Here is a 25,514-nt window from a genome sequence, read left to right as displayed (position 1 = left end):
TGCGGCAACGTGGGTTACGGCGGATGCGGCCTCCGGCCTTATCCCGCCCTACGCGTGGTTTGGAAACTGGATTTTTATTATCGCTCCGCCCATCTCGGACTTACCAATGGTCAACCGCCCCCCATAACTCCCCACAATATCCGCCGCCACGGCCAGGCCGATCCCTTGCCCGGCCTGCAGGGTATCCAACCGCTGGCCGCGCCGGATTACCTGTTCGCGCTGGTCCTCGGGAATACCGGGGCCATTGTCCTCCACGGTCAGATGTAAATGCTCACTATCGCCGTGGGCACTGACGCGTATGCGCCCCCGCCCATACTTGCAGGCGTTGTCCAGCAGGTTGCCGAGCAGCTCCAGCAGGTCCTGCTCATCGCCGGGGAAGGCCAGCCCGTCCGGAATGGCCAGTTCAAACTGCGGTGCCTGCTCCCGGTAGACTTTTTCCAGGGTGTTCACCATGCGCCGAGCGGCGGGCTGAATGGGGGTCTGCCGGTGGCTGCCCTGTTGCTGCTCCGACACCGCCCGGCGCAACTGGTAACTCACCACCTGATCCATACGGGCCACCTGCTCGGCGATCACACTTCGGGCTTCCTTATCCGGTGCGCTATCGCTGGCCTGGTTGCGCAGCACGGTCAGGGGCGTTTTCAGGCTGTGGGCCAGGTTGCTCAGACTGTCCCGGTAGCGTTTGCGCAGGGATTGCTCCCGGTCCAGCACCTGGTTGAGGTTGTCCACCACCGGTTGCAGCTCCGCCGGGTGGCGGCCTTCCAGGTGCGGGCGGGAGCCTTCGCGCATGGCATCCAGCGCCCGGGCGAGTCGGCCCAGCGGGCGCAGCCCCCAGCGCAGGCTCGCGCTTTGGGCAATCACCAGGAGCAGGGCGGCGGCGCCCAGCCAGCGCCAGAGCTGGCGCCGAAAGCTGGCCAGCTCGGCCCGGTAGGGCGTCTGATCACGCAACAAGGTCACCAGATAGTCGTGATCCTGCCCGGCGTCATCCTCCCAGATCACCGCGTAACGGGCGCGCCAGTGGGGTTGGCCATCCAGCTCGATCTGGTCGAGCAGCAAGTCGCCCGGCTGTGGGAACTCCCCGGTGGAGGGCAGCTCCGGGCGCAGTTGTGCCGAGTTGGAATGCCAGACGGTGCGTCCTGCCCGGGTTGAAAGGTAGCCATAGAGGCCGGAATTCAGACGCTCGAAGTTGGGTTCCAGCAGTGCCGGAGGCATTTCCAGTTGGGCCTGCTCGCCGGTGCCCTGCATTTCCGCCACGCTAAATAGCAGGTAGATCTGGCCCTGCAACTGTTCCCGGGCGGCGGTGGTCAGGCTGCGGTCAAAGGCCCGCTCCAGAACCAGCCCGGTCAGCCCCAGAAACAGGGGCAGTACCAGCAGTGAGGCCAGTAATAAGCGCGCATTCAGTGACAGTGGGCGCTGACTCACGAATCGGCCGACCCCTGGGGCAGGTTCAGGCAATAGCCCAGTCCGCGCTGGGTGGTGATCAGCTTGAGCGAGCCGTCCGGGTCCAGTTTGCGGCGCAGGCGACCGATAAAGACTTCGATCACATTGCTGTCCCGGTCGAAGTCCTGATCGTACAGATGCTCGGTCAACTCGGTTTTGGACACCACTTTGCCGTTGTTCAGCGCCATATAGGCCAACGCCTGGTATTCGTAGCCGGTCAGGGTGACCGGTTCGCCATTCAGGGTCACCCGGCGGGCGATGGTATCAATGGCAATGGGGCCGCCCTCGATCACGCTGGAGGCCAGGCCGCTGGCCCGGCGCAGCAGGGCATTGAGCCGGGCGCGCAGCTCTTCCGGGTGGAAGGGTTTGGTGAGGTAGTCGTCGGCGCCGGCCTCCAGGCCTTCCACCTTGTCCTGCCAGGCGCTGCGGGCGGTCAGGATCAGGATGGGGTAGCTGTGGCCTTCGGCGCGCAGGGTGCGGATCAGGCTGACGCCGTCCAGGTCCGGCAGGCCCAGGTCGATAATGGCCAGGTCGTAGGGATGCTCCTGCCCCAGAAACAGGCCTTCTCGGCCGTCCGGGGCCAGGTCGATGGCAAAGCCCTCGGCGTGCAGTTGCTGCTGAATCTGGGTGCGCAGGGCGGGGTCATCTTCTACCACTAACAGACGCATGGCGGGTCTCCTGTCACCTGTTTTAGCGCTTGAGAATCTGTCCGGACTGGCCGTCGACCATGACGGTGCTGATGCGGCCGTTGTCCTGCAGGATTTTGATCCGGTGTACCACGCGGCCGCCGCGATTCTGGGTATCGACTTTCAACACCTTGCCGCCGTAGCGTTTCTGCACGATGGCGGCGGCACGGGAGGCACTGACCCGGCTTTCCGCCTGGGCGATCGGCAGGATCTGGGCGGACTGAGGCGCGGCGCTGACGGTCTGCGACAGCGGTGCGCCAGCGAGCATCAGCAGTGCGATCAGCAGGCCTCGGCCCATCAGTGTTCCCCGGTGTTGTGTCATATTCAGGAGCCCCATACAGTGACCCACGTAGCTTACCTTGTCCCAAGCGTAAGAGAAACTGGCTGAACGGGAGCTGAAAGCCCCAAAAAGCGCCGCCAAACAGGGTATAATCGCGGCCATTGTGTTGAGAAAGTGTTCTGAAACCGCAACTTTGAGGATGTGAGAGCCTCCCGACCCTATGAGTGATTCGAGCAACGTCATCGAGTATATGGCCGATCTGGGCCGCAATGCCCGTCGTGCCGCCCGTGTGGTGGCTGCTGCCAGTGCCGGCACCAAAAACCGGGCCCTGCTGGCCATGGCCGAAGCCCTGGAAGCGGCGCGCCCGACGCTGGCCGAGGAAAACCGCAAGGACCTGGAAGCCGGCGAGGCCAATGGCCTCGACGCGGCCATGCTGGACCGCCTGGCGCTCAAGCCGGCGACCATCGACGGCATGATTGAAGGGCTGCGCCAGGTCGCGGCACTGCCGGATCCCTGCGGCGCGATCACCGATATGAACTTCCGGCCCAGCGGTATTCAGGTGGGCAAGATGCGTGTGCCTCTGGGCGTAGTGGGGATCATCTATGAATCCCGCCCCAATGTGACCATCGATGCCGCCAGCCTGTGTCTGAAGTCCGGCAATGCCGCGATTCTGCGCGGCGGCAGCGAGGCGATTCATTCCAACCGCGCCATTGCCGCCTGCCTGAAAAAAGGCCTGGCCGAGGCCGGATTGCCGGAAACCGCCGTGCAGGTGGTGGAAACCACCGATCGGGCCGCCGTGGGCGAGCTGATCGCCATGCCCGAGTACGTTGACGTGATCGTGCCCCGGGGTGGTAAAGGCCTGATCGAACGGATCAGCCGCGATGCGCGGGTGCCGGTGATCAAGCACCTGGACGGCATCTGCCATGTGTTCATTGATGCCAAAGCGGATCTGGATAAAGCTTTCAATATTGCCCTGAACGCCAAGACCCACCGCTACGGTGTGTGCAACGCCATGGAGACCCTGCTGGTGGATCAGACCGTGGCCGCCGAAATTCTGCCCCGCCTGGCGGATGCCTATGCCGAGAAGGGCGTGGAGCTGCGCGGTTGTGAGCGCACTCGGGCGCTGATTGAGGCGCAGACGGCCACCGAGGAAGATTGGGCCACCGAATACCTGGCCCCGGTGTTGGCGATCCGCGTTGTGGACGGGCTGGATGAGGCCATGGACCACATTGCCCAATACAGCTCCCAGCACACCGAGGCGATCGTGACCGAGGATTACACCCGGGCGCGCCGCTTCCTGCACGAGGTGGATTCCAGCTCGGTGATGGTCAATGCCTCCACCCGTTTTGCCGATGGGTTCGAGTACGGTCTGGGGGCAGAGATCGGTATTTCCACCGACAAGATCCACGCCCGGGGCCCGGTGGGCCTGGAAGGGCTGACGTCCCAGAAATGGATTGTGCTGGGCGACGGACACATCCGTAACTGATTTATGACTCAGGCGATCGGGCTGCTGGGCGGCACCTTTGACCCCATTCATCTCGGGCACTTGCGCATGGCACTGGAAGCCGGGGAAACCCTGGCGCTGGATGAGGTACGGCTGCTGCCGTGCCACCAGCCGCCGCATCGGGCGACGCCGGATGTGAGCAGCGTCGAGCGCACCGAGATGTTGCGCCTGGCCTTGGCCGATTGTCCGAGCCTGGTTCTGGACGATCGCGAGCTGCACCGCGATGGCCCCTCCTACACCCTGGATACCCTGAAAAGCCTCCGCGCGGAGCTGGGGCCGGCGGTGCCGTTGATCTGGATTCTGGGTTGCGATGCCTTTCTCGGGCTGGAGCAGTGGCACGGCTGGCGGGAGCTGCTCGACTGGGGGCATCTGCTGGTGATCGCCCGACCCGGCTGGGAGCTGCCCTCCCGGGGGCCGCTGGCCGAGTGGCTGAGCGAGCATCAGGTGGCCCCCGAAGCGCTGACCGCGTCTCCGGCGGGCGCCATTGGCGTGCAGGCCCTGCGTCTGCTGCCGATCTCGGCCACGGAAATCCGGTCCCTGATCCAGGCCGGGCACTCTCCGCAATTTTTACTGCCCGACGCGGTCTGGCAGTATATTCGGGACAACAACCTTTATCGGGCCTGTGCTTGAGCGGGCCTTACTCTTTTTATACATGACTGAAACAGGTGGCGAATGTCCGCAGCGTTAAATGAGCTTATTGTCGAATCCCTGGAAGACCTGAAGGGGAAAAATATCGTGCAACTGGATGTCCGGGAGTTGAGTGATGTGATGGATACCCTGATCATCGCCAGCGGCACCTCCAGTCGCCACGTGAAGTCCCTGGCCAACAACGTGGTAGAGGATGCCAAGCACGCCGGCCATCAGCCGCTGGGTGTCGAGGGTGTGGATTCCGGTGATTGGGTGCTGGTGGACTTCGGCGATATCGTGGTGCATGTGATGCAGGAGGAAACCCGGGGCTTCTACGACCTGGAAAAACTCTGGTCCATGGAACCGGGTAATCGTACGGAGCACTAACCCATGCGCATTCGCCTGATTGCGGTGGGCACCAAAATGCCCGACTGGGTGGAGCAGGGCTACGGCGAATACGCCAAACGCCTGCCCCGGGACTGCACCGTGGAACTGGTGGAACTGCCGCTGGGCCCGCGGGGTAAAAGCAGCTCCACCGCCGTGGCCATGGAGCGCGAAGGCCAGTCCATGATGGCCGCCATCGGCAAAGGGGACCGGGTCATCGCCCTGGATGTGAAAGGCAAGGCCTGGAGCACCGAGCAACTGGCCCGGAACCTGGATGAGTGGCGCATGAGCGGGGCCAATTACAGTTTACTGATTGGCGGGCCGGACGGACTGGCCCCGGAATGTCTCGCTCTGGCTGAAGCCAAGTGGTCGCTCTCGGCCCTGACCCTGCCGCACCCGCTGGTGCGGATTCTGGTCATTGAACAGCTGTACCGGGCTTACTCGATACTGCACAATCACCCATACCATAAGTAAAGGTCGCGACGGGTTACCGTTCATTCATGTCTGAAGCCCAGCGTTTTAAAGATCACCACCGGGAAGCCCGCGTTTTTCTCAGCCGGGTGATCACCACCTCTGTGATCATGGCCGCTCTGGTTGCCGTGCTGGTGGCGCGGTACTACAGCCTGCAGGTCACCCATCACCAGGACTATGCCACCCGCTCGGACCGCAACCGGGTGCACGTGCAGCCGGTGCCTCCGACCCGTGGGCTGATCTACGACCGCAATGGCGAACTGCTCGCCGATAACCGACCCAGCTATACCCTGTCGGTCATTCGCGAGCGGGTGAGCGACATGACCGCCACGGTCGAGCTGCTGCGGGAACTGGTGGATATTCCCCAGAGCGACCTGGAAAAGTTCTACGACCAACTGCAACAGTGGCGCCGTCCCTTTGAAGCCATTCCCCTGCGCTATCGCCTGACCGAGGAGGAAATCGCCCGCCTGGCGGTCAACGAGTATCGCCTGGAAGGGGTTGAGGTGAACGCCCAGTTGGTGCGCCACTACCCCAAGAGTGACCTGTTTGCCCACGTGCTGGGCTACGTGGGGCGGATCAGCCAGGCGGATCTGGCCCGGTTTGATGAGGACCAGTACCAGCGCTACAGCGGCACCCACTCGATTGGTAAGACCGGCCTGGAAAGTGAGTATGAAGCCCAACTGCTGGGCGAAGTGGGCAGTCAGAACGTGGAAACCAACGCCCGGGGCCGGGTATTGCGCGTGCTGGATCGCACCGACCCCAAACCGGGCGAAGATCTGCAGCTGCACCTCGATTCCCGCCTGCAGGCGACCGCGGTCAGCGCCCTGGATGACTACCGTGGGGCGGTCGTTGCTCTGGATGTCAAAACCGGAGGCGTGCTGGCGGCGGTGTCCATGCCCAGTTTTGACCCCAACCTGTTCGTCACCGGGATCAGTTTTCGCGACTATCGCAGCCTGAACCAATCTCTGGATCTGCCGCTGTTCAACCGGTTTTTGCAGGGGCAGTATCCACCGGGCTCCACCACCAAACCGGTGGTCGGGTTGGCCGGCCTGCACTATGACGTGGTGGATGCCGAGCACACCGTGCGCGATCCGGGCTGGTATCGGCTGCCGGGCGATGATCGCCTGTATCGGGACTGGAAACGGACCGGGCACGGTTTGAAGGTGGATCTCGAACAGGCGGTGGTCGAGTCCTGTGATGTTTACTATTACGACCTGGGTCATCGAATGGGGGTCGACTCCATTCATGAGTTTGGTGTGCAGTTTGGCCTGGGGTCGCGGACGGAGGTGGATATTCCCTCGGAGCGCAGCGGTATCTGGCCGTCCCGGGAGTGGAAGCGCAATCAACGCGGTCTGCCCTGGTTCCCGGGGGACAACCTTAACCTTGCCATCGGTCAGGGCTATGCCCTGGCCACGCCCATGCAACTGGCCCAGATGACCGCCACCATGGCCAGCCGTGGACGTCGTCTGCGCCCCCAGATGGTGGCCAAAGTGGGGAATCAGGAGCGGCCGGTCATTGAAGAGGCGCAGATGGAGGTGGCCGAGGAGGATTGGGATTACATCATCAATGCGATGGTGGGGGTGATGCACGGCGAGCGCGGAACCGCCCGGCGTTCGGCCTATGGGGCGGACTATAAGATTGCCGGTAAGACCGGTACCGCCCAGGTGGTCGCCATTCCCCAGGGGGAAGAGTACGACTCGGAGGCGCTGAAGGAACGTCAGCGCGACCACGCGCTGTTCGTGGGTTTTGCCCCGGCGGATGACCCGCAAATTGCCGTGGCGGTGATCGTTGAGAACGGCGAGTCCGGCTCCGGGGTTGCCGCGCCGGTGGCACGGAAAGTGTTTGATGCCTATCTGCGGGGTATTTACCCTCTGGCGGATCCTGTGCTGGGGGCGCGCACACCATGAGTCATCAGGATTTTCTACGCCGCCTGCCCGAGGCGGGCCAGGGGTTGCGCCGCCGGGATCGGCTGCAGCAGCGACTGCACCTGGACTTTACGCTCTTATTGCTGCTGTTGGCCGTAGCGGCCTACGGTCTGGTGGTACTTTACAGCGCCAACGGCCAGTCAATGTCTGGCATTCAGCGCCAGGGTGCCTATTTTCTGGTGGCTTTCGTCGCCATGTTCGTTACCGCTCAGGTGCCCCCCCATCTGTTGCGTCGCCTGGCGCCCTGGATGTACGGCGGCGGTGTTTTGTTGCTGGTACTGGTGTTGGTGCTGGGCATCGGCGCCATGGGGGCACAGCGCTGGCTCGGCATTGGCGGATTCCGCTTTCAGCCCTCGGAGGTCATGAAACTGGCGACCCCCATCATGGTGTCGGCCTACCTGGGGCAGCGGCTGCTGCCGCCGCGCTTGAAGCATGTTCTGCTGACCCTGATTCTGGTCGCAGTGCCGGCTTTGCTGATTGTTCAGCAGCCGGATCTGGGGACGTCACTGTTGGTAGCCTCTTCGGGGCTGGTGGTCCTGTTTTTCGCGGGGCTGTCATGGCGCTATATCGTCACCGCCTTTGTCGCGGTGCTCGCAAGTATCTGGCCGCTGTGGAAGTTCGGTATGCACGAGTATCAGCGCCAACGCGTGCTGACGCTGTTCAACCCGGAGCAGGACAGCCTGGGGGCCGGGTGGAACATCATCCAGTCCAAAACCGCCATCGGCTCGGGCGGCTACTCCGGGAAAGGGTGGCTTCAGGGTACCCAGTCCCAGCTCGACTTTCTGCCCGAAGGGCATACCGATTTCATTATCGCCGTGTTGGGTGAAGAGTTCGGGTTGATGGGGGTGCTGTTGCTGCTCGGGCTGTATGTGCTGATCATTGCCCGGGGCCTGCTGATCGCCCTGCGCGCCCAGGACAGCTTCAGCCGGCTGCTGGCGGCGAGTATCACTTTTACCTTTTTTGTGTATATGTTCGTGAACGTGGGCATGGTGTCCGGCCTCTTGCCTGTGGTCGGCGTCCCCTTGCCCCTGGTCAGCCAAGGGGGGACGGCCATTGTCACCCTGATGGCCGGCTTCGGCATTCTCATGTCGATTGCCACCGAGCGTCGACGTGTTACCCGTCAGGAGTAAACAGCAACCGTGATCAGTCAGTGGCGACAGTGGGGGATAGCGTTGGTCGGGGTATTGGCCAGCGCCGGTGGTAGCGCCGATTATCGAGCGCATCCAGAGGCGCAGGCTTTTGTGAGTGAGCTGGTCGAAGAGCACGGCTTTCAGGCGTCCCGACTCGAGGGTTGGCTGGGCGAGGCAAAGCGGCAGGATGGCATTCTTGAGGCCATCGCGCGGCCGGCGGAGCGCACCCGCACCTGGGCCGAGTACCGCCCCATCTTCCTTCAACCGCTGCGCGTGACCCGGGGCATCGCCTTCTGGCGGGAGCACCGCGAAGCATTGGCGCGAGCCGAGCGGGAACTGGGGGTACCGCCGGAAGTCGTACTGGCGATTATCGGGGTGGAGACCAATTACGGTCGGACCACCGGCTCGCACCGGGTGATCGACGCCCTCAGTACTCTGGCCTTTGACTACCCGCCGCGCGCGCCTTTCTTTCGCAAGGAGCTGGCGCAGTATTTTATTCTGATGCGTGAACACGAACAGAACCCTTTGGCTTTTAAGGGGTCCTATGCCGGAGCCATGGGGTACGGCCAGTTCATGCCCTCGAGCTACCGGCACTACGCGATCGACTTCGACGGGGACGGCTTTGCCGATATCTGGAATAACCCCACCGATGCCATTGGCAGTGTGGCCAACTATTTTGCCGAGCACGGCTGGCAGCGCGGAGCGCCGGTAGCGCTGCGGGCCCGGGCCTCGGACGATCTGGCGCGGGGCGATGCCTCGGACTGGAACCGCATTCACCCGCCGGAGCTGACCGTGGCGGACTGGGCCGAGCGCGGCCTGACACCGATTTTTCCGCTGCCGGCCGAGCTGCCCGCCAATGCGCTGGCGCTGGCAGGCGATTTTGGCGAGGAGTTCTGGCTGGCGTTTCACAATTTTTATGTGATCACCCGCTACAACCGCAGCCATCTATACGCCCTGGCAGTAGAACAACTGAGTAAAGAGATAAAAACCGCGATGGAGACCGAACAATGACACTGGTTCGCGCCGCCCTGGTACTGGGGCCTCTGGCCCTCATGGTTGCCTGTGCTCCCCTGGGGCCCGTTGAAGAACAGGATCGCGGGCCGGACAAGCCGGTAGATCTCTCCCATGTGCCGGATGCCACGCCGAGGGCGGAGGTGCGCACCCTGGCGGGCAACAAGAATCCCTACACGGTGCTGGGCAAAACCTATTACCTGATGGACGATGAGACCGGCTACAAGGAGCAGGGCATCGCCTCCTGGTACGGCCAGAAATTTCACGGACGCAAAACCTCCAACGGCGAAACCTACGATATGTACGGCATGACCGCCGCGCACAAGACGCTGCCGATCCCGAGTTATGTGCGGGTCACCAACCTGGCCAACAATCGTCAGGTGGTGGTGCGGGTCAATGATCGCGGTCCCTTTCACGGCAACCGCATCATCGATCTGAGCTACGCCGCCGCTCAACGACTGGGGTTTGCCGGCCAGGGAACCGCGCAGGTGGAAGTGGAAATTATCGTACCCGGTAATCAGCCTCCCGCGCCTCTGCGGGCCGAAGCGGACACGTCTTCCGATAGCGGGGAGACCAGCCAAAAAACGTTTTTGCAGGTGGGCGCTTTTGGCTCACTGGATGCGGCCAAATCCCAGCAGACGCGGGTCAGTGCCCTGACGGACTTCCCGGTCGAGGTGCACAGTGCCGATGAACAACCGGTGTTGCACCGGGTACGAATCGGGCCTCTGAGCAGTAACGAAGAAGTTGTGCAGGTGCGTGAGCAGCTGCGCAGAAATGCGATTGAGCAAACCCATATCGTGCGGGAATAGTGCTAGAATTCCAGCGCAAAGTGAGTCTGTGCGATAAGGATCTTTTCTTTTTAAAAAACGGTTTTACATGATGATGCGAAAACTTTTCTCCGCCACCGTCTTGATGTTGTTGACTCTGGCCGTGCAGGCACAGCAGGTCATTATTCCCGCTCCCCCGAGCCTCGCGGCCAGCGCCTATCTGCTGATGGATGCCGATACCGGTACGATCCTGGTGGAGCACGAGGCGGATATGGTGCTGCCGCCGGCGAGCCTGACCAAGATGATGACCAGCTACATCGTCTCGGAGGAAATCGAGCAGGGTCGTATCAGTGAAGACGATATGGTCAACATCAGCGTCAAGGCCTGGCGCAAAGGCGGCTCGAAAATGTTTGTTCGCGAGGGTACCCAGGTGCGCCTGGAGGACCTCAAGCGCGGCGTCATCATCCAGTCCGGTAACGACGCCAGCATTGCTCTGGCGGAGCATGTGGCAGGCAGCGAAGAAGGGTTTGTGGACATCATGAACCAGACCGCCGCCAAACTGGGCATGACCAACACCCATTTCGAAAACTCCACCGGCTGGCCCGCCGAGGGGCACCTGACCACCGCCCGTGATATGGCCATTCTGGCCCGGGCGGTGATCAAGGATCACCCCGATCACTACGCCATGTACAGCGAGAAGTACTTTTCCTACAACGGCATCAATCAGGCCAACCGCAACCGCCTGCTGTTCCGCGATGAGACGGTAGACGGCCTGAAAACCGGCCACACCGAAGAGGCGGGCTACTGCCTGGTGGCCTCGGCGGTGCGGCGGGATATGCGCCTGATTTCCGTGGTGATGGGCACTCGCAGTGAAGATGCCCGGGCCGCTGAAACCGAAAAGCTCCTGGCCTATGGCTTCCGCTACTATCAGACCCAGTCTATCTACGATGCGGGCGATGAACTGCAGCGTAACCGCGTCTGGTACGGTAAGCAGGAGGAAGTGGTGCTGGGCGTGGCCGAGGACATCCGCCTGACCATCCCCCGCGGTGCAGAGGATGCCCTGGAAGCCCAGATGCATATCGATGAAACCATCAAGGCCCCCATTGCCGCAGGCGACGAGCTGGGTAATCTGACCATTGATCTCAACGGTGAGCGCCTGGTGGATGTGCCCCTGGTGGCGCTGGAGCCGGTGGAGGAAGCGGGCTTCTTCCAGCGCCTGATCGACGCGATCAAGCTGTTTTTCCTCAAAATCTTCGGGTAATACCCCGCCTTGTCCGGGCCCTGCCTCCTTTGGGGGAGGCCCGGACATAGCCCCCTCACTCCTGTTATAATGCCGGCGTTTTAAGCTATTCGAGAGGCACGCTGGCCCCATGTCCGCTTCCAACCCTGACGCCCCCAAAATCGAGTTCCCCTGCGAGGATTACCCCATCAAGGTACTCGGTGATGCGGGTAGCGAGCTGCACGAACTGGTCATTGAGGTGATGGAGCGCCACGCCCCGGGTTTTGACCAGACGCGCATCAAGATCAAGGACAGCCGCAATGGTACCTACCAGTCTCTGACGGTCTGGATTACCGCCACCGGTGAACAGCAGTTGAAGACCATTCACCAGGAGCTGGTGGCCAGCTCCGTGACCAAAATGGTGCTTTGAGCCGGTGAAGCCCGCTGTCGCGCCGCATTCCCTGACGCTGCAGGTCAGCGACCTCGGTCGTCGGCCCTACGACGCCGTCTGGCAGGCCATGCGCGCTTTCACCGACGAGCGCGATGCGGAAACCCAGGATCAGCTCTGGCTGGTGGAACACCCCCCGGTATTCACCCAGGGACAGGCGGGCAAGCCCGAGCACCTGCTGCTGCCGGGGGATATTCCCGTGGTACAGACCGACCGGGGCGGGCAGGTGACCTACCACGGCCCCGGCCAGCTGGTGGCCTACCCGCTGCTGGACTTGCGCCGCCTGGGCATGGGGGTGCGGGACCTGGTCACCGCGCTGGAAGAGACTCTGGTGGGCCTGCTGGCCAGTTACGGCGTTGAAGCCTACCCCCGGCCCGATGCGCCGGGGGTGTATATCGCCGGTGACAAAGTCGCGTCTCTGGGGTTGCGGGTGCGCCGGGGCTGCAGTTTTCACGGCCTGGCCCTGAACGTGGCCATGGATCTGGAGCCGTTTCGGCGTATCAATCCCTGCGGCTATCAGGGGCTGCAGATGACCCAATTGGCGGATCAATTGACCAGGGCGCCGGATATGGCGGAGGTCAAGGATCGCCTGGTCGGGCACTTTGTACAGAAAATAGGCTATTCGTGTACAATGCCCGGCCCACCGCGCTGATCGCGGAGGCCCACAAGGCCGTACGTACAGCATTCAGGCACTAGCCGCTCGGCTCTACCCGGAGCCGAGAGATAGAGAGACGAGAGAGTTTCATGACCGATACCCCCGAAATACAGCCCGTCAAACGCACCCGTCGCCTGCGTCAGGGTGAAAAGCTGCGCGATGCGGACAAGGTCGAGCGCATTCCGGTGAAAGTGATTGCCTCCGATGAGGTGCAGCGCAAGCCGGACTGGATTCGGGTGCGGGTACCCGCTTCGCCGGAAGTGGATCGGATCAAGCAGATCCTGCGCAAGAACAACCTCTCCTCGGTGTGTGAAGAGGCCAACTGCCCCAACCTGGGCGAGTGTTTCAGTGGCGGCACCGCCACTTTCATGATCATGGGCGAGATCTGCACCCGCCGCTGCCCCTTCTGCGATGTGGGCCACGGCAAGCCCAACCCGCTGGATGAAGAGGAGCCCGCGCACCTGGCCAAGGCCATTGCCGAGATGCGCCTGAAGTACGTGGTGATCACCTCGGTGGACCGGGATGACCTGCGCGATGGCGGTGCCCAGCATTTTGCCGACTGCATCCGCGAGTCCCGCGTGCACAGCCCGAATCTGCAGGTGGAAATTCTCACCCCGGATTTCCGGGGCCGGATGGACATTGCCCTGGATATTCTCGAGCAGGAAGCGCCGGATGTGTTCAACCACAACCTGGAAACCGTGCCCCGTCTGTATCGTCAGGCGCGCCCCGGTGCCAATTACAAGTGGTCCCTGAAGCTGCTCAAAGAGTACAAGAAGCGCCGTCCGGACGTGCTCACCAAGTCCGGCCTGATGGTCGGCCTGGGGGAGACCAAAGAAGAGATCATCGAGGTGCTCAAGGATATGCGCGAGCACGATATCGATATGCTCACCATCGGTCAGTATCTGCAGCCGTCCCGGGACCATCTGCCGGTGGATCGGTTTGTCCACCCGGATGAGTTTGCCGAGTACACCCGCATTGCCCACGAGCTGGGCTTCAAGCACGCGGCCTGCGGCCCGCTGGTGCGCTCCAGCTACCACGCCGACAAACAGGCCCACGGGGAAGCCGTGGGTGTGGTTGACGAGCTGCTGGCGTCAGGACAATAAGCGCCGAGATGGCCGAAACGGCCAGCCCCCAACCGACCGCTTTCCCGCCACAGGCCACTGTGGCGGCAGGCACCTCTCTGGTGATTGAACCGCTGATGCCCTCCACAGCGGGGCTCAGCGGTTTTATCGACACCATCGCCCACTGGCACCACGAACATTGCCTGGCTCGCGGCCTGAAATCCTCGCTGGATCGCCGCGCGGAGCAGTTGCACCGCCACCTCACCCGCGAGGCCATCCCGGTGACGCTGATTGCCCGTAAAGGAGCGGAAGTTCTGGGCAGTGTCAGTCTGGTCCGCTATCAGGCGAGTGCGGGCGGGGCGCAGCGGTTATGGCTCAGTAATCTGTATGTGCCGGAGGCGCTCAGAGGGCAAGGGTTGGGCAGTGTGTTGGTGGATAAAGCCTGCCGCTACGCCCATGAGCAGGGCGAAACGGAGCTGTGGCTGTTTACCGACAACCAGCAGGGCTTTTACCAGAAACGCGGCTGGCAGCCAGGCGGAGAGGCCAGAGTCAGCCAGTCCGACGTGGATATTTTCGTAAGACGGTTGTAGCGGGCATTAAGTATTGGATTTGTGGTCACGTCCGGTAACGGCGGATGCGGCCTATGGCCTTATCCGCCCTACGGCCGAGCGCAGCGGTATAAACACGCGTAGGGCGGATAAGCGCGAAGCGCGCATCCGCCGTAACCCACCGTCACGACAACCTCCGCAGGTATGCGTAGGGCGGATAAGCGCGAAGCGCGCATCCGCCGTAACCTAACCCCGAATCGCACACCCACCGTAACCCAACCCCAAACCTAAACCACCGACTCCGGCTCCACCGCCCCGCCAAAGGCCTGAATCAACGCCTTCACCAACGCCGTCAATTCAATACTCATCACCGCGAAATCCGCATCAAACGCCTCGGCGGCGGTCTCCGGGTTGCGGTCGCTGGCCTGCTCCAGGAGCTGGTCTTCAAACTTCAACCGCTTGACCGCGAACTGGTCGTCCAACACAAAATGGATCGCCTCTTTCCAGGTCAGCGCCAGCTTGCTGGCGAACATGCCGGCCTCCAGATGGCTGGAAACTTCCGGCGCGCTCAGGTCCACGTTCTTGCAGCGCACCACCCGGCTGTCTTTGCCCGCCTGGAATTCGCACTCTTCACCCAACACAAAGTCGGTGGGCAGGTCTTCGCCGCGCAGCCAGTGGGTCATCAACTGGGCCGGTGCCTGCTGCGGGGTCAGGGGAATGGCTTTGAGGCTGCCCAGGGCTTCACGCAACTGGCTGAGCAGCTCTTCGGCGCGGTTGCTGGAGGAGCAGTTGACTAGGATCAGACGCTCCTGGGGGGCGATGAAGGCGTAGTCCCGGGCGGACTTGCTGAACGCCTTGGGGAGCAGGTCGAAGATGATTTCGTCTTTCAGGGTCTGGCGCTCTTTGCGGCCCACCGGGCGGCCTTCCTCGGCGCGGATGTCCGCAAGCTTTTCTTCCAGATGCTCGTTGATCACCGCTGCAGGCAGGATTTTTTCCTGCCGCTTCAGGCATACCATCAGGTAGCCGTTGCTGGCGTGCACGTAGTCCTGGGCGTCTGGGCCGGCGGGCGGTACCCAGCCGAAACGGCTCATATCCTGGCTTCCGCAAGGCTTGAAAGGCGCTTGGCTGAGCTTGTCCGAGAGCGCTTCGGCGCTGTCATTCAGGGGTTCGGTCAGTTGAAACAGGCGTAGATTTTTAAACCACATAATCGATCCGGTCTGGCAGGCGTGAAGGGCGCATTTCTCAAGGAGTGCGCCCGGTCAGAAAGCGGGGGAGTGTACCACAGCGAGTTGGCTTAGCTCTGGTGCTCGAGCGAGTCCCGGTCGGCGCCGGTCAGGGTGTTCTCGGAGTTGAATTCGCGCACGAAAATACCCCAGAAGGCCACAAACAGGGCCGCTACCAGGGGCCCCATGACGAAACCGTTGATCCCGAACAGGGCGATACCCCCGAGGGTGGAGAGCAGCACGACGTAGTCGGGCAGCTTGGTGTCCCGGCCAACCAGAATGGGGCGCAGAATATTGTCCACCAGGCCGATCACCCCCGCACCGAAGGCTACCAGGATAATGCCCTGGGTGTAGTCGCCGGTGGCGAGCAGGTAGATGGCGACCGGCGCCCAGATGATGGCGGCACCGACGGCGGGAATCAGGGAGGCAAAGGCCATGACCACGCCCCAGAGCATGGGGGCGGGAATGTCCAACAGCCAGAAGATGATGCCCCCGAGCCCCCCCTGAACCGCTGCCACCACGATATTGCCTTTGACCGTGGCCCGTGTCACTTCCGCAAACTTGCGAAACAGCAGCCGTTCGCGCTCATCACCAATCGGCAGCGCCTTGATCAGCAGCTCGAGCAGCCGCGAGCCGTCGCGCAGCATGAAGAAGGTGAGATACACCATCAGGCAGATATTGAGCACGAAGCGGAAGGCATTCTGTCCGATATCGAGGGTGTGTTGCGCGAGGAACTTGCCCGTGGCCATGGCCGCGTCGGTCGCGTGGCTCTGCAGTTCATCAATACTGATGTTGAAGCGGTCGAGCACGGACTGGATGACCGGGAAGCTTTCCTGGACCCGGTCGATGTATTGTTCGAGATCGATGTCACCTTCATCCAGCTTCTGGTAGATGCCGACGCCCTCGGCGACCACGGAGGTGATGATGAAGATCACCGGCAGGATGACGATGACCAGGCAGAGCAGCAGGGTGGTGAGGGCGGCGATGTTTTCGCGTTGGTTGAATTTGTTCAGCAGCCGCTGTTGTACGGGATAGAAGATGATGGCGACGGCACAGGCCCAGAAGATGGGGCCAAAGAAGGGCTTGAGCACCCACAGAAAACCCACCGAGACCAGCAACAATAGCCAGATAAACGCTCTTGTTTCCATTTTGCTGTTCATGTCTGATTCCTTTTAATTCGGTTATGAGTGTGTAGATGACGTCACGTCCGGGCCGGATTGCGGTGCACTGTTCACAGACACGCCGTAAATACATCCCTGTAGGCTCGGATCGCGGGTCCCCCGCTCTACGGTCTGTGAACAGAGCACCGCAATCCGACCCTCTGAGGTTCTTACGGAATCCGGATGGAATAATACATCACAGAATGGTTTTTTGCTGAGAGGTGGTAGCGGTAAGAGGGGCCCAAGGGGTGAGCAGATCGGGTTGCTTGATGATCCTGCGGAGCCAGCGGAGAGGGTAAGTCTTTTCGAAACCCTCTCTTCAGGGAAGAAGAGAGGGAGCTACAGGGATGTATTCATCGCGTTTTCGAAAAGACTTACCCTCTCCGTTGGCGGACCTTAACTAGATCCGCCGAGGTCTGATTTACTCGTCCAGGAAACTGCGCAGGTGGTCTGAGCGGGACGGATGGCGGAGCTTGCGCAGGGCCTTGGCTTCGATCTGACGGATCCGCTCGCGGGTTACGTCAAACTGCTTGCCCACCTCTTCCAGCGTATGGTCGGTGTTCATATCGATACCAAAACGCATCCGCAACACCTTCGCTTCCCGGGCGGTCAGACCGGCCAACACCTCGCGGGTCGCCTCGGTCAGGCCCTCTGTGGTGGCCGAGTCCACCGGCGAAACAATAGTGTTGTCCTCGATAAAGTCACCCAGGTGCGAGTCTTCATCATCACCGATGGGTGTCTCCATGGAGATCGGCTCTTTGGCGATCTTCAACACCTTGCGAACCTTGTCTTCCGGCATTTCCATGCGCTCACCCAGCTCTTCCGGGGTGGGTTCGCGGCCCATTTCCTGCAGCATCTGGCGGGACACACGGTTGAGCTTGTTGATGGTCTCAATCATGTGTACCGGAATACGGATGGTGCGCGCCTGGTCGGCGATGGAGCGGGTGATGGCCTGCCGGATCCACCAGGTGGCGTAGGTGGAGAACTTGTAACCGCGGCGGTACTCGAACTTGTCCACGGCTTTCATCAGGCCGATGTTGCCTTCCTGAATCAGGTCCAGGAACTGCAGGCCGCGGTTGGTGTACTTCTTGGCAATGGAGATCACCAGGCGCAGGTTGGCCTCGACCATTTCCTTCTTGGCACGGCGGGCGCGGGCCTCACCGATGGACATACGCCGGTTGATCTCCTTGATCTGGGCCAGGGTCAGGCCCGCTTCTTCTTCCAGTTGCGCCAGCTTGCGCTGGGCGCGGGCGATTTCGCCCTCGACGGACTTGAGTGCGTCGGAGTAGTCGCGCTTTTTCTTGATGATGCCCGGGATCCAGTCTTCATTGGTCTCGTTGCCCGGGAACTCCTTCATGAAGGTTTTCCGGGGCATGCGGGACTGGCGCACGCACATTCTCATGATGGCGCGCTCTTCCCGGCGAACACGATCCAGTACGGTGCGGGCTTCGCTGTAAATCGGGTCGAACTGACGCGGCGGCAGCTTGAAGAACTTGAACAGCTCGCCCAGCTCGGCCAGTTCTTTCTGGGCCTGCTTGCTGTCGCGGCCGTGCTTGCTGACGGTCTTCTCGGCCTTGGTCAGTTGCTTGGCCAGGGCGTCGAAGCGCTGACGGGCTTCTTCGGGATCGACGCCGGAGGTGGTTTCTTCCTCGTCGTTCTGATCGTTGTTGTCGTCATCGTCATCATCGTCCTTGTCTTTGCCTTTCTCCTTTTTATCCGCGGCAGCGGCGGCCGCCTGCTGGCTGGAGGTGGCCGTGACGGACGGGATGTCGTCGGACGGGTCGAGCCAGCCGATGATGACATCCGGCAGGCGACGCTCTTCCGCTTCAACCAGTTTGAATTCGTCGAGAACGCGCTGCGCCGCGCCGGGCCAGTAGGCCAGGGAGTACATCAGCTCGCGCACGCCCTCTTCGATGCGCTTGGCGATGGCAATCTCACCTTCGCGGGTGAGCAGCTCCACGGTGCCCATTTCGCGCATGTACATGCGCACCGGGTCGGTGGTGCGGCCAGCTTCGGTTTCCACTGCGGCGAGTGCGGCGGCGGCTTCAGCGGCGGCAATTTCGTCCGCCGAGGCATCGCCGTCGGTCATCAACAGGGTGTCGGCATCCGGAGCGATCTCGTAGACACGGATACCCATGTCGTTGATCATCTGGATGATGTCTTCCACCTGATCCGGATCGGAAATATCCTCCGGAAGATGGTCGTTCACCTCGGCATAGGTGAGATAGCCCTGCTCTTTGCCGCGGGCGATCAGCTCTTTGATGCGAGATTGTTGCTGCTGTTGAGCGGTGTCTGCCATTCGGAACCCTGTCGAACCTGAGGTGTGGAAGAAAAGCGCGGGATTATATCGCATATGTTGGGCTTGATTCCATAAAATCAACGCCCGCGCCCGGTTTTAGTGTGGAGTTTTGTGCGCCAGAGCCGCTTTTACCAGCGCTTCGCGCTCTTCGCGGCTTAATCCAGCAAAATCGCTGCTTTTTTGGCGCAGTTGGCTGAGTGCTTCGGTTTTTTGCTGTTCGGCCAATTGGCGATGAACGCCCTTCAGGCAATCGCAGAACGCCACCCGGGTGTCGTAGTCGGCCCGGGAGGGCTTGATGGCCCGATTGGCGCCGTGGGCGCCGGCGGCCACCAGCAGATCCTGACCGGCAATCGCCGCCAGTTGTTCCGCTTCCTTCGCGCCGTACACGCCGCGCCAGTGGCCGATAATGTGAGGTAGCTGATAGTGCGGCCGCTCGCGTAATAACTTTAGCAGTTGGCCCAGGGACCGCAACTCCGGTTCGCTGTGTTCGAGCCAGAATTCCGGGGACTCCTCGGCGGCCAGGGCCGGGTTGGCCAGCAGCAGGCCGATGGCCTTGCGCGCCGGCGGCATCAGGTAGCGCTTGCCGGACAGGCTCGGCGGTGCCGGTGGGGCGGCCGCCGGCTCCGGCGCCGGGCTGTCGAAGTACTCCTCCCCCGTGGGGCCCGGCTCCTGGGTGTAGGCCGGGGGCTCTTCGTAGTCCGGGGGCGGCGGCCGATCGTCCGCCGGCGCTATATCGACCGGCGCGGCCGGGGCGCGGGTTGGCTCGGCCTTGATCACCACCGGCTCGTGCACCAGCTCCATCAGGGTGTCCCGGTTCAGGCCGGTCCGCTGCGCGAGGCGGTCGAACATCAGTTCCCGGAAGACGCCCCGGGGCAACTGGTGGAGCAGGGGAGCGGCGCGCTTGCTGAGCAGTGCCCGGCCCTCCAGGCTGCGCGGATTCAGGTCGGCGCTGAGCGCATCGAACAGGTAATCTTCCAGCGGGACCGCCATGTCCACCATGTTGCTGAATTTTTCGGCGCCGATCTGGCGCACCAGGGTGTCCGGGTCCTCCCCTTCGGGCAGGAACAGGAATTTCACCTGTCGGCCATCTTCCATCACCGGCAGGGCGGCGGCCAGGGCGCGCTCGGCGGCGCTGCGCCCGGCCTTGTCGCCGTCAAAGCAGAACACCACTTCCCGGGTGTGTTTAAACGCTAAAGCAAGGTGGTCCTCGCCGCAGGCAGTGCCCAGGGTGGCGACGCCGTAGCGGATGCCGAACTGGGCCAGGGCCACCACGTCCATATAGCCTTCCACCACCAACAGACGGGGCAGCTCGCGGTAGGCCTGGCGGGCCTCGTACAGGCCATACAGCTCCCGTCCCTTGTGGAACACCGGGGTTTCCGGGGAGTTCAGGTACTTGGGTTTGTCATCGCCCAGCACCCGGCCGCCAAAGCCGATCACCCGCCCGCGCAGGTCCCGGATGGGAAACATGATGCGGTGGCGGAAGCGGTCGTAGCGTTTGTTCTGGTCCGGCTGGTGGATCAGCATGCCGCCCTCGGTCAGCAGGTGGCGTTCCTGTTCGCCAATGCCGAGGGTTTTCAGCAGGTTGTCCCAGCCCGGTGGGGCGTAACCAATACCGTAGTCCCGGGCAATATGCCCGTCCAGGCCCCGGCGCTTGAGGTAGTCCACCGCTTCCATCCGCTTGGGGTGCTGGCGCAGCTGCAGCCGGTAGTAGCGGTCGGCCTGCTCCAGCAGGCTGTAGATGCTCTTGCGCTCCTGGGCCTTCTCTTTCTGGGCCGGGCTCTGCTCCTCGCGGGGCACTTCCAGGCCGCAGTGATGGGCGAGCTGCTCGACGGCTTCGGGAAAGCCGAGCCGCTCGTAGTCCATGAGAAATCCCACGGCGTTGCCGCTGGCGCCGCAGCCGAAGCAGTAGTAGAACTGCTTGTCCTGGCTGACCGTGAACGAGGGGGTTTTTTCGTCGTGGAAGGGGCAGCAGGCGCTGAAGTTCTTGCCGGTTTTCTTGAGTTTGACGCGATGGTCCACGATCTCCACCAGGTCAACCCGGTCGAGGAGCTCGTCAATAAAGCTTTGTGGAATCAGTCCGGCCATAGCGCCTTATTGTAGCGGGGAATTGGGGTGGGGGAGCGGGATTTTGGTTTGGGTAACGGCGGATGCGCTTCGCTTATCCGCCCTACGCATACCACGGCAGGTCGTGTAGGGCGGATAAGGGCGAAGCCCGCATCCGCCGTTACCCAACGCACACCACCGCAGGTCGTGTAGGGGCCGAGCGCAGCGGTATCGAGCCGCATCCTCCGTAACAAAACGTGACGCTTAACCCAACCGCGCCTTCAACCGCTTACTCACATCCGCCATATCGGCCCGCCCCTGCACCTGGGGCTTGAGGATGCCCATGACCTTGCCCATATCCTTCATGCCCTCGGCGCCGGACTGGGCGATGGCGTCGGCCACCAGCTGATCCAGCTCGGCATCGGACAGAGGTTGGGGCAGAAACTCCTGAATCACATCAATTTCCAGGCGCTCCTGATCGGCCAGTTCGGCGCGACCGGCGTCCCGGTATTGCTGTTCGGAGTCCCGGCGCTGCTTGACCATCTTGTCCAGAATGGCCAGCACACGGGCGTCGTCGAGTTCGATGCGCTCATCGACCTCGATGCGTTTGAATTCCGCGGTCACCAGACGCAAAACCGCCACGCGGGCCTTTTCTCTGGCCCGCATGGCGGTTTTCAGGGCGTCGTTGATGCGCGTTTGCAATTCTGAACGGGGCATCAGCGTATTCCTGTTTGTCTTGTCTTCAGCGCTTGGCTTGTGCCATTCAGCGCGGGCCCGGCGCGAAGCGCCCAGGCCGGGTTCCGGCCTTAGTACAGGCGCTGGAACTTGCGGTTTTCGCGCTGAACTTTTTTGGCGTGACGCTTAACAGCGGCAGCGGCCTTGCGCTTACGGACAGCTGTGGGCTTCTCGTAGGCTTCGCGGCTGCGAACTTCGGCCAGAATGCCGGCCTTTTCACAGGAGCGCTTGAAGCGACGCAGTGCAACGTCAAACGGCTCGTTGTCTTTGATCTTTACTGAAGGCATGCTGTTACCTTTACTCAATTAATTCACCCCGAAAGCGATCAAAAAGTGGCTTCGGGATCCGAGGGGCGTGGATTCTAACCAGTTATGGACAGCACTGCAACTGGTTCTTACCGCTTCAGGTCTATATGATACGCGCTCGTTTTTCCCGTTGGTCCTCGATTGGCCCCACTGTACGAGTTAGAAGGCTCTCTATGCGCGTTTTGGGTATTGAAACCTCCTGTGACGAAACCGGCCTGGCGCTGTATGACAGCGAGCGGGGCCTGCTCAGCCACGCCCTGTTCAGCCAGATTGCGGTGCACGCGGAATACGGTGGTGTGGTGCCCGAGCTGGCTTCCCGGGACCACGTGCGCAAATTGCTGCCGCTGATTCGTCAGGTGATGGCCGAGGCCGAAACCTCGCCCGAGCAGATCGATGCGGTGGCCTATACCGCTGGCCCGGGGCTGATTGGCGCGCTGATGGTGGGCGCCTCGGTGGGGCGTTCGCTGGCCTATGGGTGGGGGATTCCCGCACTGGGTATTCATCATATGGAGGGCCACCTGTTGGCCCCGATGCTGGAAGACAACCCGCCCGAGTTTCCTTTTATCGCCCTGCTGGTGTCCGGAGGGCACACTCAGCTCGTACAAGTCCGTGGCATTGGCGAATACCGCCTGCTGGGGGAGTCGCTCGACGACGCCGCCGGGGAGGCATTCGACAAGGCCGCCAAAATGCTGGATCTGGACTACCCGGGTGGGCCCCATATCGCCAAACTGGCCGAGCGGGGCCGGGCAGGGCGGTTTACTTTCCCCCGGCCCATGGTCGATAGACCGGGCCTGGACTTCAGTTTCAGTGGACTGAAAACCTATACGCTCAACACGGTGGCGGAGCATGCCCAGGCCGACGGGTTGCCGGACGAGCAGACCTGTGCCGATATTGCTCATGCCTTTCAGGAGGCGGTGGTCGGTACCCTGGTGATCAAGTGTCGGCGTGCCCTGGAGCAGACCGGGCAGAAAACGCTGGTGATTGCCGGTGGGGTCTCGGCCAACACGCGTCTGCGCGAGGAGCTCGAGGCCGCGCTGGCGAAGATCGGCGCCCGGGTGTTCTATGCCCGCAACGAGTTCTGCACCGACAACGGGGCCATGATTGCCTACGCCGGCTGCCAGCGCCTGCTGGCCGGGCAGACCGAGCCGCTGGCGGTGAACGTGCGCGCCCGCTGGCCGCTGGACAGCCTGCCGCCGCTGAGCGCTTAACGAGGAAGTGGAATGGACATTGTTTACATCAGAGATCTGCAGGTGGATACCATCATCGGTATCTATGATTGGGAGCGTCAGGTGCGCCAGACCATCAGTCTGGACCTGGAAATGGCGGCGGACATCCGCCGGGCGGCGCAAACCGACGACATCCAGTATGCTCTGAATTACAAGGCGGTTTCCAAGCGCCTGATCGCCCACCTGGAAAACCGGGATGCACAGCTGGTCGAGGCGCTGGCCGAAGAGGTGGCCACCATTGTGCGGGAAGAGTTCAACGTGCCCTGGGTCCGCCTGCGACTCAGCAAACCCGGCGCCCTGCGCGGTGCCCGGGATGTGGGCCTGATTATCGAGCGAGGGGAAAAACCGGCATGACCGAGGTGTACCTCAGTCTGGGCAGTAATATTGATCGCTATCGACACATCTCCGCCGCGCTGGATGCGCTGGCGGAGTGTTTCGGCGAGTTGACCATTTCGTCCGTATTCGAAAGCGAAGCGGTGGGCTTTGATGGCAGTAACTTCCTCAATCTGGTGGTTGGGGTGGGAACCGATCAGCCCATCGCCGAGCTGTCCGATCGGCTGAAAAAGATCGAAGACGACAACGGTCGCTGTCGTTCCGGCCCCAAATTCAGTTCCCGAACGCTGGATATCGACATTCTCACCTACGGTGACTTCGTGGGGGAGGAGGCCGGGGTTCAATTGCCCCGGGACGAGCTGACCAAGAACGCCTTTGTACTCTGGCCCATGGCGGAAATCGCCCCGAACCATCTACACCCGAGCAAGGGCGAGACCTACGCCCGGCTGTGGGCCGATTACGATAAGCAGCGCCAGAACCTCTGGCCGGTGGATTTCACCTGGCAGGGGCGGACGGTATCGCGCGCTGCGTCCTGACCTGATTTTGATCCCTGCCCGCCCCCTGTGACACGGGGCAGGGCGTGCCCTCTATGTGGAGTTGCCTGTGAACGAGCCGCAACGCGCCGCGCCAGTGTCGCCCTGGTGGGTGTTAATCGCTGTGTGCCTGGGGGCCTTTGTCGCGCCTCTGGGAATGGCTTCGGTGAATGTCGCCTTGCCCACTATGGCCAGGGAGTTGAACGCCAGTGCGGTGCTGGTCAGTTGGGTGCCCACCATTGTCCTGATCGCCAACATCATCTTCATGCTTCCGGCGGGCAAGCTGGCCGACCAGGTGGGCCGCAAACGGGTCTTTCTCTGGGGCATTGCGCTCAACAGTAGCGCCAGTGCCCTGGCATTTTTCGTCAACTCCATTGAAATGGTACTGGTGCTGCGCTTCTTTCAGGGGATGGGGGCGGCGATGATGTTTGCCACCAGCATGGCCCTGCTGATTTCGGTGTTTCCACCGGAGAAGCGCGGTTTACCCCTGGGGCTCAATGCGGCCTGCGTGTACTTCGGCCTGACCTTGGCGCCGGCCTTGGGCGGTTGGGTGACCGATGCCTTCGGCTGGCGGTTTGTCTTCCTGCTGCCTTTGCCGATTGTGGTGTTGGTGGTGTCACTGATTGCCTGGCGGGTGTCCGGAGACTGGTTCGGCGAGCGCGAAAACCGGTTTGATTGGGGCGGCGCCCTGACTTTTGCGCTCTGGGCCATTGCCCTGGTTATCGGCCTGACCGGGCTGCCCGGGTTGTGGCAGAGCGCGGTACTGGCCTTTTCTTTCGTTTTACTGGTGGTGTTCATTCGCCGCCAGGCTCGCCGGGAGCAGCCGCTGATTCGCGTACAGATGTTCCGCGAGTCCCGCTTGTTCTCCTTCTCCCTGATGACGGCGCTGTTCATGTACGCCAGCAGTTATCCGCTCGGGTTTCTGCTCAGCCTGTACCTGCAATATGTGCGGGGTTACAGCGCGGCGGATGCCGGTCATGTCCTGCTGGTGCAGGCGCTCACCATGGCCTGTGTGGCGCCGTTGGCGGGGCGCCTGTCGGACTATCTGCCGGCCCGCTGGCTGGCCAGTGCGGGCTGTTTCTGCACCCTCTGCGGTTACGGGTTGCTGAGTACGCTGGGCGTCGCCACGGCACCGGGCTTTATTGTCCTGGCGCTGTTTCTGGTGGGGCTGGGCTTCGGCTGTTTCTCCAGTCCGAATAACCATGTGGTGATGCAGTCGGCGCATTCCAGTGAAGTGGGCGTCGCGGCGGCAACGCTCAATCTCGCCCGTGTGGTGGGTAATCTGGTGGGTATGAGTCTGGTGAATCTGTTCGTTTACTGGAACCTGGGCAACCAGCCGCTGAACGAAACCCTGTCCGAGCCGCTGCTGCGCACCTTCAGTCAGGCGATGCTGTTGGCTCTGGCGTTTCTCACCTGTGCGACACTCATTTCGCTGTTGCGCGGGGCGTCCGGGGCAGAACAGAAAAAGCCGGGCGATTAGGCCCGGCTTTCAAGTGGGTCAGCA

Annotated in this window: 26 protein-coding genes; 17 read left to right on the top strand and 9 right to left on the bottom strand. The window is 62.1% G+C overall.

What is annotated here, in order from left to right; translation table 11 throughout:
* Positions 1-48: 48 nt before the first annotated feature.
* From EDC38_RS08255 to EDC38_RS08245, 3 genes are read right to left on the bottom strand one after another with little or no spacing between them, the layout of a single operon-like run.
* Entirely contained in the window at positions 49-1,419 is a 1,371-nt protein-coding gene (locus tag EDC38_RS08255) for an ATP-binding protein (protein ID WP_123638085.1), read from the bottom strand.
* Positions 1,416-2,105 (bottom strand): response regulator transcription factor, encoded by a 690-nt coding sequence (locus EDC38_RS08250; protein WP_123638084.1) that lies wholly within the window; start codon positions 2,103-2,105, stop codon positions 1,416-1,418. The genes EDC38_RS08255 and EDC38_RS08250 overlap by 4 nt, the downstream gene beginning before the upstream one ends.
* Positions 2,106-2,127: 22 nt before the next feature.
* On the bottom strand, positions 2,128-2,445 hold the full coding sequence (locus EDC38_RS08245) for a PepSY domain-containing protein (protein WP_123638083.1): 318 nt from the start codon (positions 2,443-2,445) through the stop codon (positions 2,128-2,130).
* A 178-nt stretch (positions 2,446-2,623) separates the two neighbouring features.
* On the opposite strand from EDC38_RS08245, the gene EDC38_RS08240 reads away from it, so the two are divergent.
* From EDC38_RS08240 to EDC38_RS08180, 13 genes are all read left to right on the top strand, one after another.
* Positions 2,624-3,889 (top strand): glutamate-5-semialdehyde dehydrogenase, encoded by a 1,266-nt coding sequence (locus EDC38_RS08240; RefSeq protein WP_123638082.1) that lies wholly within the window; start codon positions 2,624-2,626, stop codon positions 3,887-3,889.
* A 3-nt stretch (positions 3,890-3,892) separates the two neighbouring features.
* Positions 3,893-4,537 carry a nicotinate-nucleotide adenylyltransferase gene (gene nadD, locus EDC38_RS08235; RefSeq protein ID WP_123638081.1) on the top strand — a complete coding sequence of 215 codons (645 nt, stop codon included), beginning with the start codon at positions 3,893-3,895 and terminating at the stop codon, positions 4,535-4,537.
* A gap of 42 nt (positions 4,538-4,579) precedes the next feature.
* A complete protein-coding gene (rsfS, locus tag EDC38_RS08230; protein ID WP_123638080.1) occupies positions 4,580-4,921 on the top strand; it encodes a ribosome silencing factor in 342 nt (113 codons plus the stop codon).
* A 3-nt stretch (positions 4,922-4,924) separates the two neighbouring features.
* A complete protein-coding gene (gene rlmH / locus EDC38_RS08225; protein WP_123638079.1) occupies positions 4,925-5,392 on the top strand; it encodes a 23S rRNA (pseudouridine(1915)-N(3))-methyltransferase RlmH in 468 nt (155 codons plus the stop codon).
* 26 nt (positions 5,393-5,418) lie between these two features.
* Positions 5,419-7,296, top strand: a complete 1,878-nt coding sequence (gene mrdA, locus EDC38_RS08220; RefSeq protein ID WP_123638078.1) for a penicillin-binding protein 2 — start codon at positions 5,419-5,421, stop codon at positions 7,294-7,296.
* The gene (rodA, locus tag EDC38_RS08215) at positions 7,293-8,444 is read left to right on the top strand and encodes a rod shape-determining protein RodA (RefSeq protein ID WP_123638077.1); all 1,152 of its coding nucleotides are present in this window, start codon (positions 7,293-7,295) and stop codon (positions 8,442-8,444) included. The genes mrdA and rodA overlap by 4 nt, the downstream gene beginning before the upstream one ends.
* 9 nt (positions 8,445-8,453) lie before the next feature.
* Positions 8,454-9,455 carry a lytic murein transglycosylase B gene (gene mltB, locus EDC38_RS08210; protein WP_123638076.1) on the top strand — a complete coding sequence of 334 codons (1,002 nt, stop codon included), beginning with the start codon at positions 8,454-8,456 and terminating at the stop codon, positions 9,453-9,455.
* On the top strand, positions 9,452-10,264 hold the full coding sequence (locus EDC38_RS08205; RefSeq protein ID WP_123638075.1) for a septal ring lytic transglycosylase RlpA family protein: 813 nt from the start codon (positions 9,452-9,454) through the stop codon (positions 10,262-10,264). The genes mltB and EDC38_RS08205 overlap by 4 nt, the downstream gene beginning before the upstream one ends.
* A 70-nt stretch (positions 10,265-10,334) precedes the next feature.
* Complete coding sequence (locus tag EDC38_RS08200) at positions 10,335-11,483, top strand: D-alanyl-D-alanine carboxypeptidase family protein (RefSeq protein ID WP_123638895.1); 1,149 nt, start codon at positions 10,335-10,337, stop codon at positions 11,481-11,483.
* Between the two features lie 109 nt (positions 11,484-11,592).
* The gene (locus EDC38_RS08195; protein ID WP_024461006.1) at positions 11,593-11,871 is read left to right on the top strand and encodes a YbeD family protein; all 279 of its coding nucleotides are present in this window, start codon (positions 11,593-11,595) and stop codon (positions 11,869-11,871) included.
* A 4-nt stretch (positions 11,872-11,875) separates the two neighbouring features.
* Positions 11,876-12,541, top strand: coding sequence for a lipoyl(octanoyl) transferase LipB (lipB, locus tag EDC38_RS08190; protein WP_246004365.1), 666 nt, complete (start codon positions 11,876-11,878; stop codon positions 12,539-12,541).
* Between the two features lie 92 nt (positions 12,542-12,633).
* Positions 12,634-13,647, top strand: a complete 1,014-nt coding sequence (gene lipA / locus EDC38_RS08185; RefSeq protein ID WP_024461004.1) for a lipoyl synthase — start codon at positions 12,634-12,636, stop codon at positions 13,645-13,647.
* Positions 13,648-13,655: 8 nt separating this feature from the next.
* The gene (locus EDC38_RS08180) at positions 13,656-14,195 is read left to right on the top strand and encodes a GNAT family N-acetyltransferase (protein ID WP_123638074.1); all 540 of its coding nucleotides are present in this window, start codon (positions 13,656-13,658) and stop codon (positions 14,193-14,195) included.
* Positions 14,196-14,440: 245 nt separating this feature from the next.
* Here the strand turns inward: EDC38_RS08180 and rdgC are convergent, their stop codons facing one another.
* The 6 genes from rdgC to rpsU all read right to left on the bottom strand — a co-directional run bounded on the left by rdgC (position 14,441) and on the right by rpsU (position 21,900).
* Positions 14,441-15,358 (bottom strand): recombination-associated protein RdgC, encoded by a 918-nt coding sequence (gene rdgC / locus EDC38_RS08175; protein ID WP_123638073.1) that lies wholly within the window; start codon positions 15,356-15,358, stop codon positions 14,441-14,443.
* A gap of 89 nt (positions 15,359-15,447) precedes the next feature.
* Complete coding sequence (locus tag EDC38_RS08170) at positions 15,448-16,536, bottom strand: AI-2E family transporter (RefSeq protein ID WP_123638072.1); 1,089 nt, start codon at positions 16,534-16,536, stop codon at positions 15,448-15,450.
* A gap of 421 nt (positions 16,537-16,957) precedes the next feature.
* On the bottom strand, positions 16,958-18,835 hold the full coding sequence (rpoD, locus tag EDC38_RS08165; protein WP_123638071.1) for an RNA polymerase sigma factor RpoD: 1,878 nt from the start codon (positions 18,833-18,835) through the stop codon (positions 16,958-16,960).
* A 96-nt stretch (positions 18,836-18,931) separates the two neighbouring features.
* Positions 18,932-20,920, bottom strand: coding sequence for a DNA primase (gene dnaG, locus EDC38_RS08160; protein ID WP_123638070.1), 1,989 nt, complete (start codon positions 20,918-20,920; stop codon positions 18,932-18,934).
* Positions 20,921-21,142: 222 nt separating this feature from the next.
* The gene (locus tag EDC38_RS08155; RefSeq protein ID WP_123638069.1) at positions 21,143-21,595 is read right to left on the bottom strand and encodes a GatB/YqeY domain-containing protein; all 453 of its coding nucleotides are present in this window, start codon (positions 21,593-21,595) and stop codon (positions 21,143-21,145) included.
* A gap of 89 nt (positions 21,596-21,684) precedes the next feature.
* Entirely contained in the window at positions 21,685-21,900 is a 216-nt protein-coding gene (rpsU, locus tag EDC38_RS08150) for a 30S ribosomal protein S21 (RefSeq protein ID WP_024460997.1), read from the bottom strand.
* A 191-nt stretch (positions 21,901-22,091) separates the two neighbouring features.
* On the opposite strand from rpsU, the gene tsaD reads away from it, so the two are divergent.
* From tsaD to EDC38_RS08130, 4 genes are all read left to right on the top strand, one after another.
* Positions 22,092-23,126 carry a tRNA (adenosine(37)-N6)-threonylcarbamoyltransferase complex transferase subunit TsaD gene (gene tsaD / locus EDC38_RS08145; protein WP_123638068.1) on the top strand — a complete coding sequence of 345 codons (1,035 nt, stop codon included), beginning with the start codon at positions 22,092-22,094 and terminating at the stop codon, positions 23,124-23,126.
* A 12-nt stretch (positions 23,127-23,138) separates the two neighbouring features.
* Positions 23,139-23,498, top strand: coding sequence for a dihydroneopterin aldolase (gene folB / locus EDC38_RS08140; RefSeq protein WP_024460995.1), 360 nt, complete (start codon positions 23,139-23,141; stop codon positions 23,496-23,498).
* Positions 23,495-24,013 (top strand): 2-amino-4-hydroxy-6-hydroxymethyldihydropteridine diphosphokinase, encoded by a 519-nt coding sequence (gene folK, locus EDC38_RS08135; protein WP_123638067.1) that lies wholly within the window; start codon positions 23,495-23,497, stop codon positions 24,011-24,013. The genes folB and folK overlap by 4 nt, the downstream gene beginning before the upstream one ends.
* 67 nt (positions 24,014-24,080) lie before the next feature.
* On the top strand, positions 24,081-25,490 hold the full coding sequence (locus EDC38_RS08130; RefSeq protein ID WP_246004364.1) for an MFS transporter: 1,410 nt from the start codon (positions 24,081-24,083) through the stop codon (positions 25,488-25,490).
* The last annotated feature ends 24 nt before the right edge of the window (positions 25,491-25,514 follow it).

This window comes from Marinimicrobium koreense (genome assembly GCF_003762925.1).
Lineage (GTDB): Bacteria > Pseudomonadota > Gammaproteobacteria > Pseudomonadales > Cellvibrionaceae > Marinimicrobium > Marinimicrobium koreense.
Note: the sequence above shows the minus strand (reverse complement) of the source record. Positions and strands in the feature narration are given on the sequence as shown.

Bases quoted from the DNA above. Each gene is read 5' to 3' on its own strand.
- folB (WP_024460995.1), top strand. From the start codon at position 23,139: ATGGACATTGTTTACATCAGAGATCTGCAGGTGGATACCATCATCGGT.
- rodA (WP_123638077.1), top strand. From the start codon at position 7,293: ATGAGTCATCAGGATTTTCTACGCCGCCTGCCCGAGGCGGGCCAGGGG.
- EDC38_RS08180 (WP_123638074.1), top strand. From the start codon at position 13,656: ATGGCCGAAACGGCCAGCCCCCAACCGACCGCTTTCCCGCCACAGGCC.
- dnaG (WP_123638070.1), bottom strand. From the start codon at position 20,920: ATGGCCGGACTGATTCCACAAAGCTTTATTGACGAGCTCCTCGACCGG.
- rpoD (WP_123638071.1), bottom strand. From the start codon at position 18,835: ATGGCAGACACCGCTCAACAGCAGCAACAATCTCGCATCAAAGAGCTG.
- rsfS (WP_123638080.1), top strand. From the start codon at position 4,580: ATGTCCGCAGCGTTAAATGAGCTTATTGTCGAATCCCTGGAAGACCTG.
- EDC38_RS08155 (WP_123638069.1), bottom strand. From the start codon at position 21,595: ATGCCCCGTTCAGAATTGCAAACGCGCATCAACGACGCCCTGAAAACC.
- folK (WP_123638067.1), top strand. From the start codon at position 23,495: ATGACCGAGGTGTACCTCAGTCTGGGCAGTAATATTGATCGCTATCGA.
- EDC38_RS08195 (WP_024461006.1), top strand. From the start codon at position 11,593: ATGTCCGCTTCCAACCCTGACGCCCCCAAAATCGAGTTCCCCTGCGAG.
- nadD (WP_123638081.1), top strand. From the start codon at position 3,893: ATGACTCAGGCGATCGGGCTGCTGGGCGGCACCTTTGACCCCATTCAT.
- lipA (WP_024461004.1), top strand. From the start codon at position 12,634: ATGACCGATACCCCCGAAATACAGCCCGTCAAACGCACCCGTCGCCTG.
- EDC38_RS08245 (WP_123638083.1), bottom strand. From the start codon at position 2,445: ATGACACAACACCGGGGAACACTGATGGGCCGAGGCCTGCTGATCGCA.
- EDC38_RS08205 (WP_123638075.1), top strand. From the start codon at position 9,452: ATGACACTGGTTCGCGCCGCCCTGGTACTGGGGCCTCTGGCCCTCATG.
- EDC38_RS08240 (WP_123638082.1), top strand. From the start codon at position 2,624: ATGAGTGATTCGAGCAACGTCATCGAGTATATGGCCGATCTGGGCCGC.
- rlmH (WP_123638079.1), top strand. From the start codon at position 4,925: ATGCGCATTCGCCTGATTGCGGTGGGCACCAAAATGCCCGACTGGGTG.
- rdgC (WP_123638073.1), bottom strand. From the start codon at position 15,358: ATGTGGTTTAAAAATCTACGCCTGTTTCAACTGACCGAACCCCTGAAT.
- EDC38_RS08200 (WP_123638895.1), top strand. From the start codon at position 10,335: ATGATGCGAAAACTTTTCTCCGCCACCGTCTTGATGTTGTTGACTCTG.
- mrdA (WP_123638078.1), top strand. From the start codon at position 5,419: ATGTCTGAAGCCCAGCGTTTTAAAGATCACCACCGGGAAGCCCGCGTT.
- rpsU (WP_024460997.1), bottom strand. From the start codon at position 21,900: ATGCCTTCAGTAAAGATCAAAGACAACGAGCCGTTTGACGTTGCACTG.
- EDC38_RS08170 (WP_123638072.1), bottom strand. From the start codon at position 16,536: ATGAACAGCAAAATGGAAACAAGAGCGTTTATCTGGCTATTGTTGCTG.
- tsaD (WP_123638068.1), top strand. From the start codon at position 22,092: ATGCGCGTTTTGGGTATTGAAACCTCCTGTGACGAAACCGGCCTGGCG.
- EDC38_RS08250 (WP_123638084.1), bottom strand. From the start codon at position 2,105: ATGCGTCTGTTAGTGGTAGAAGATGACCCCGCCCTGCGCACCCAGATT.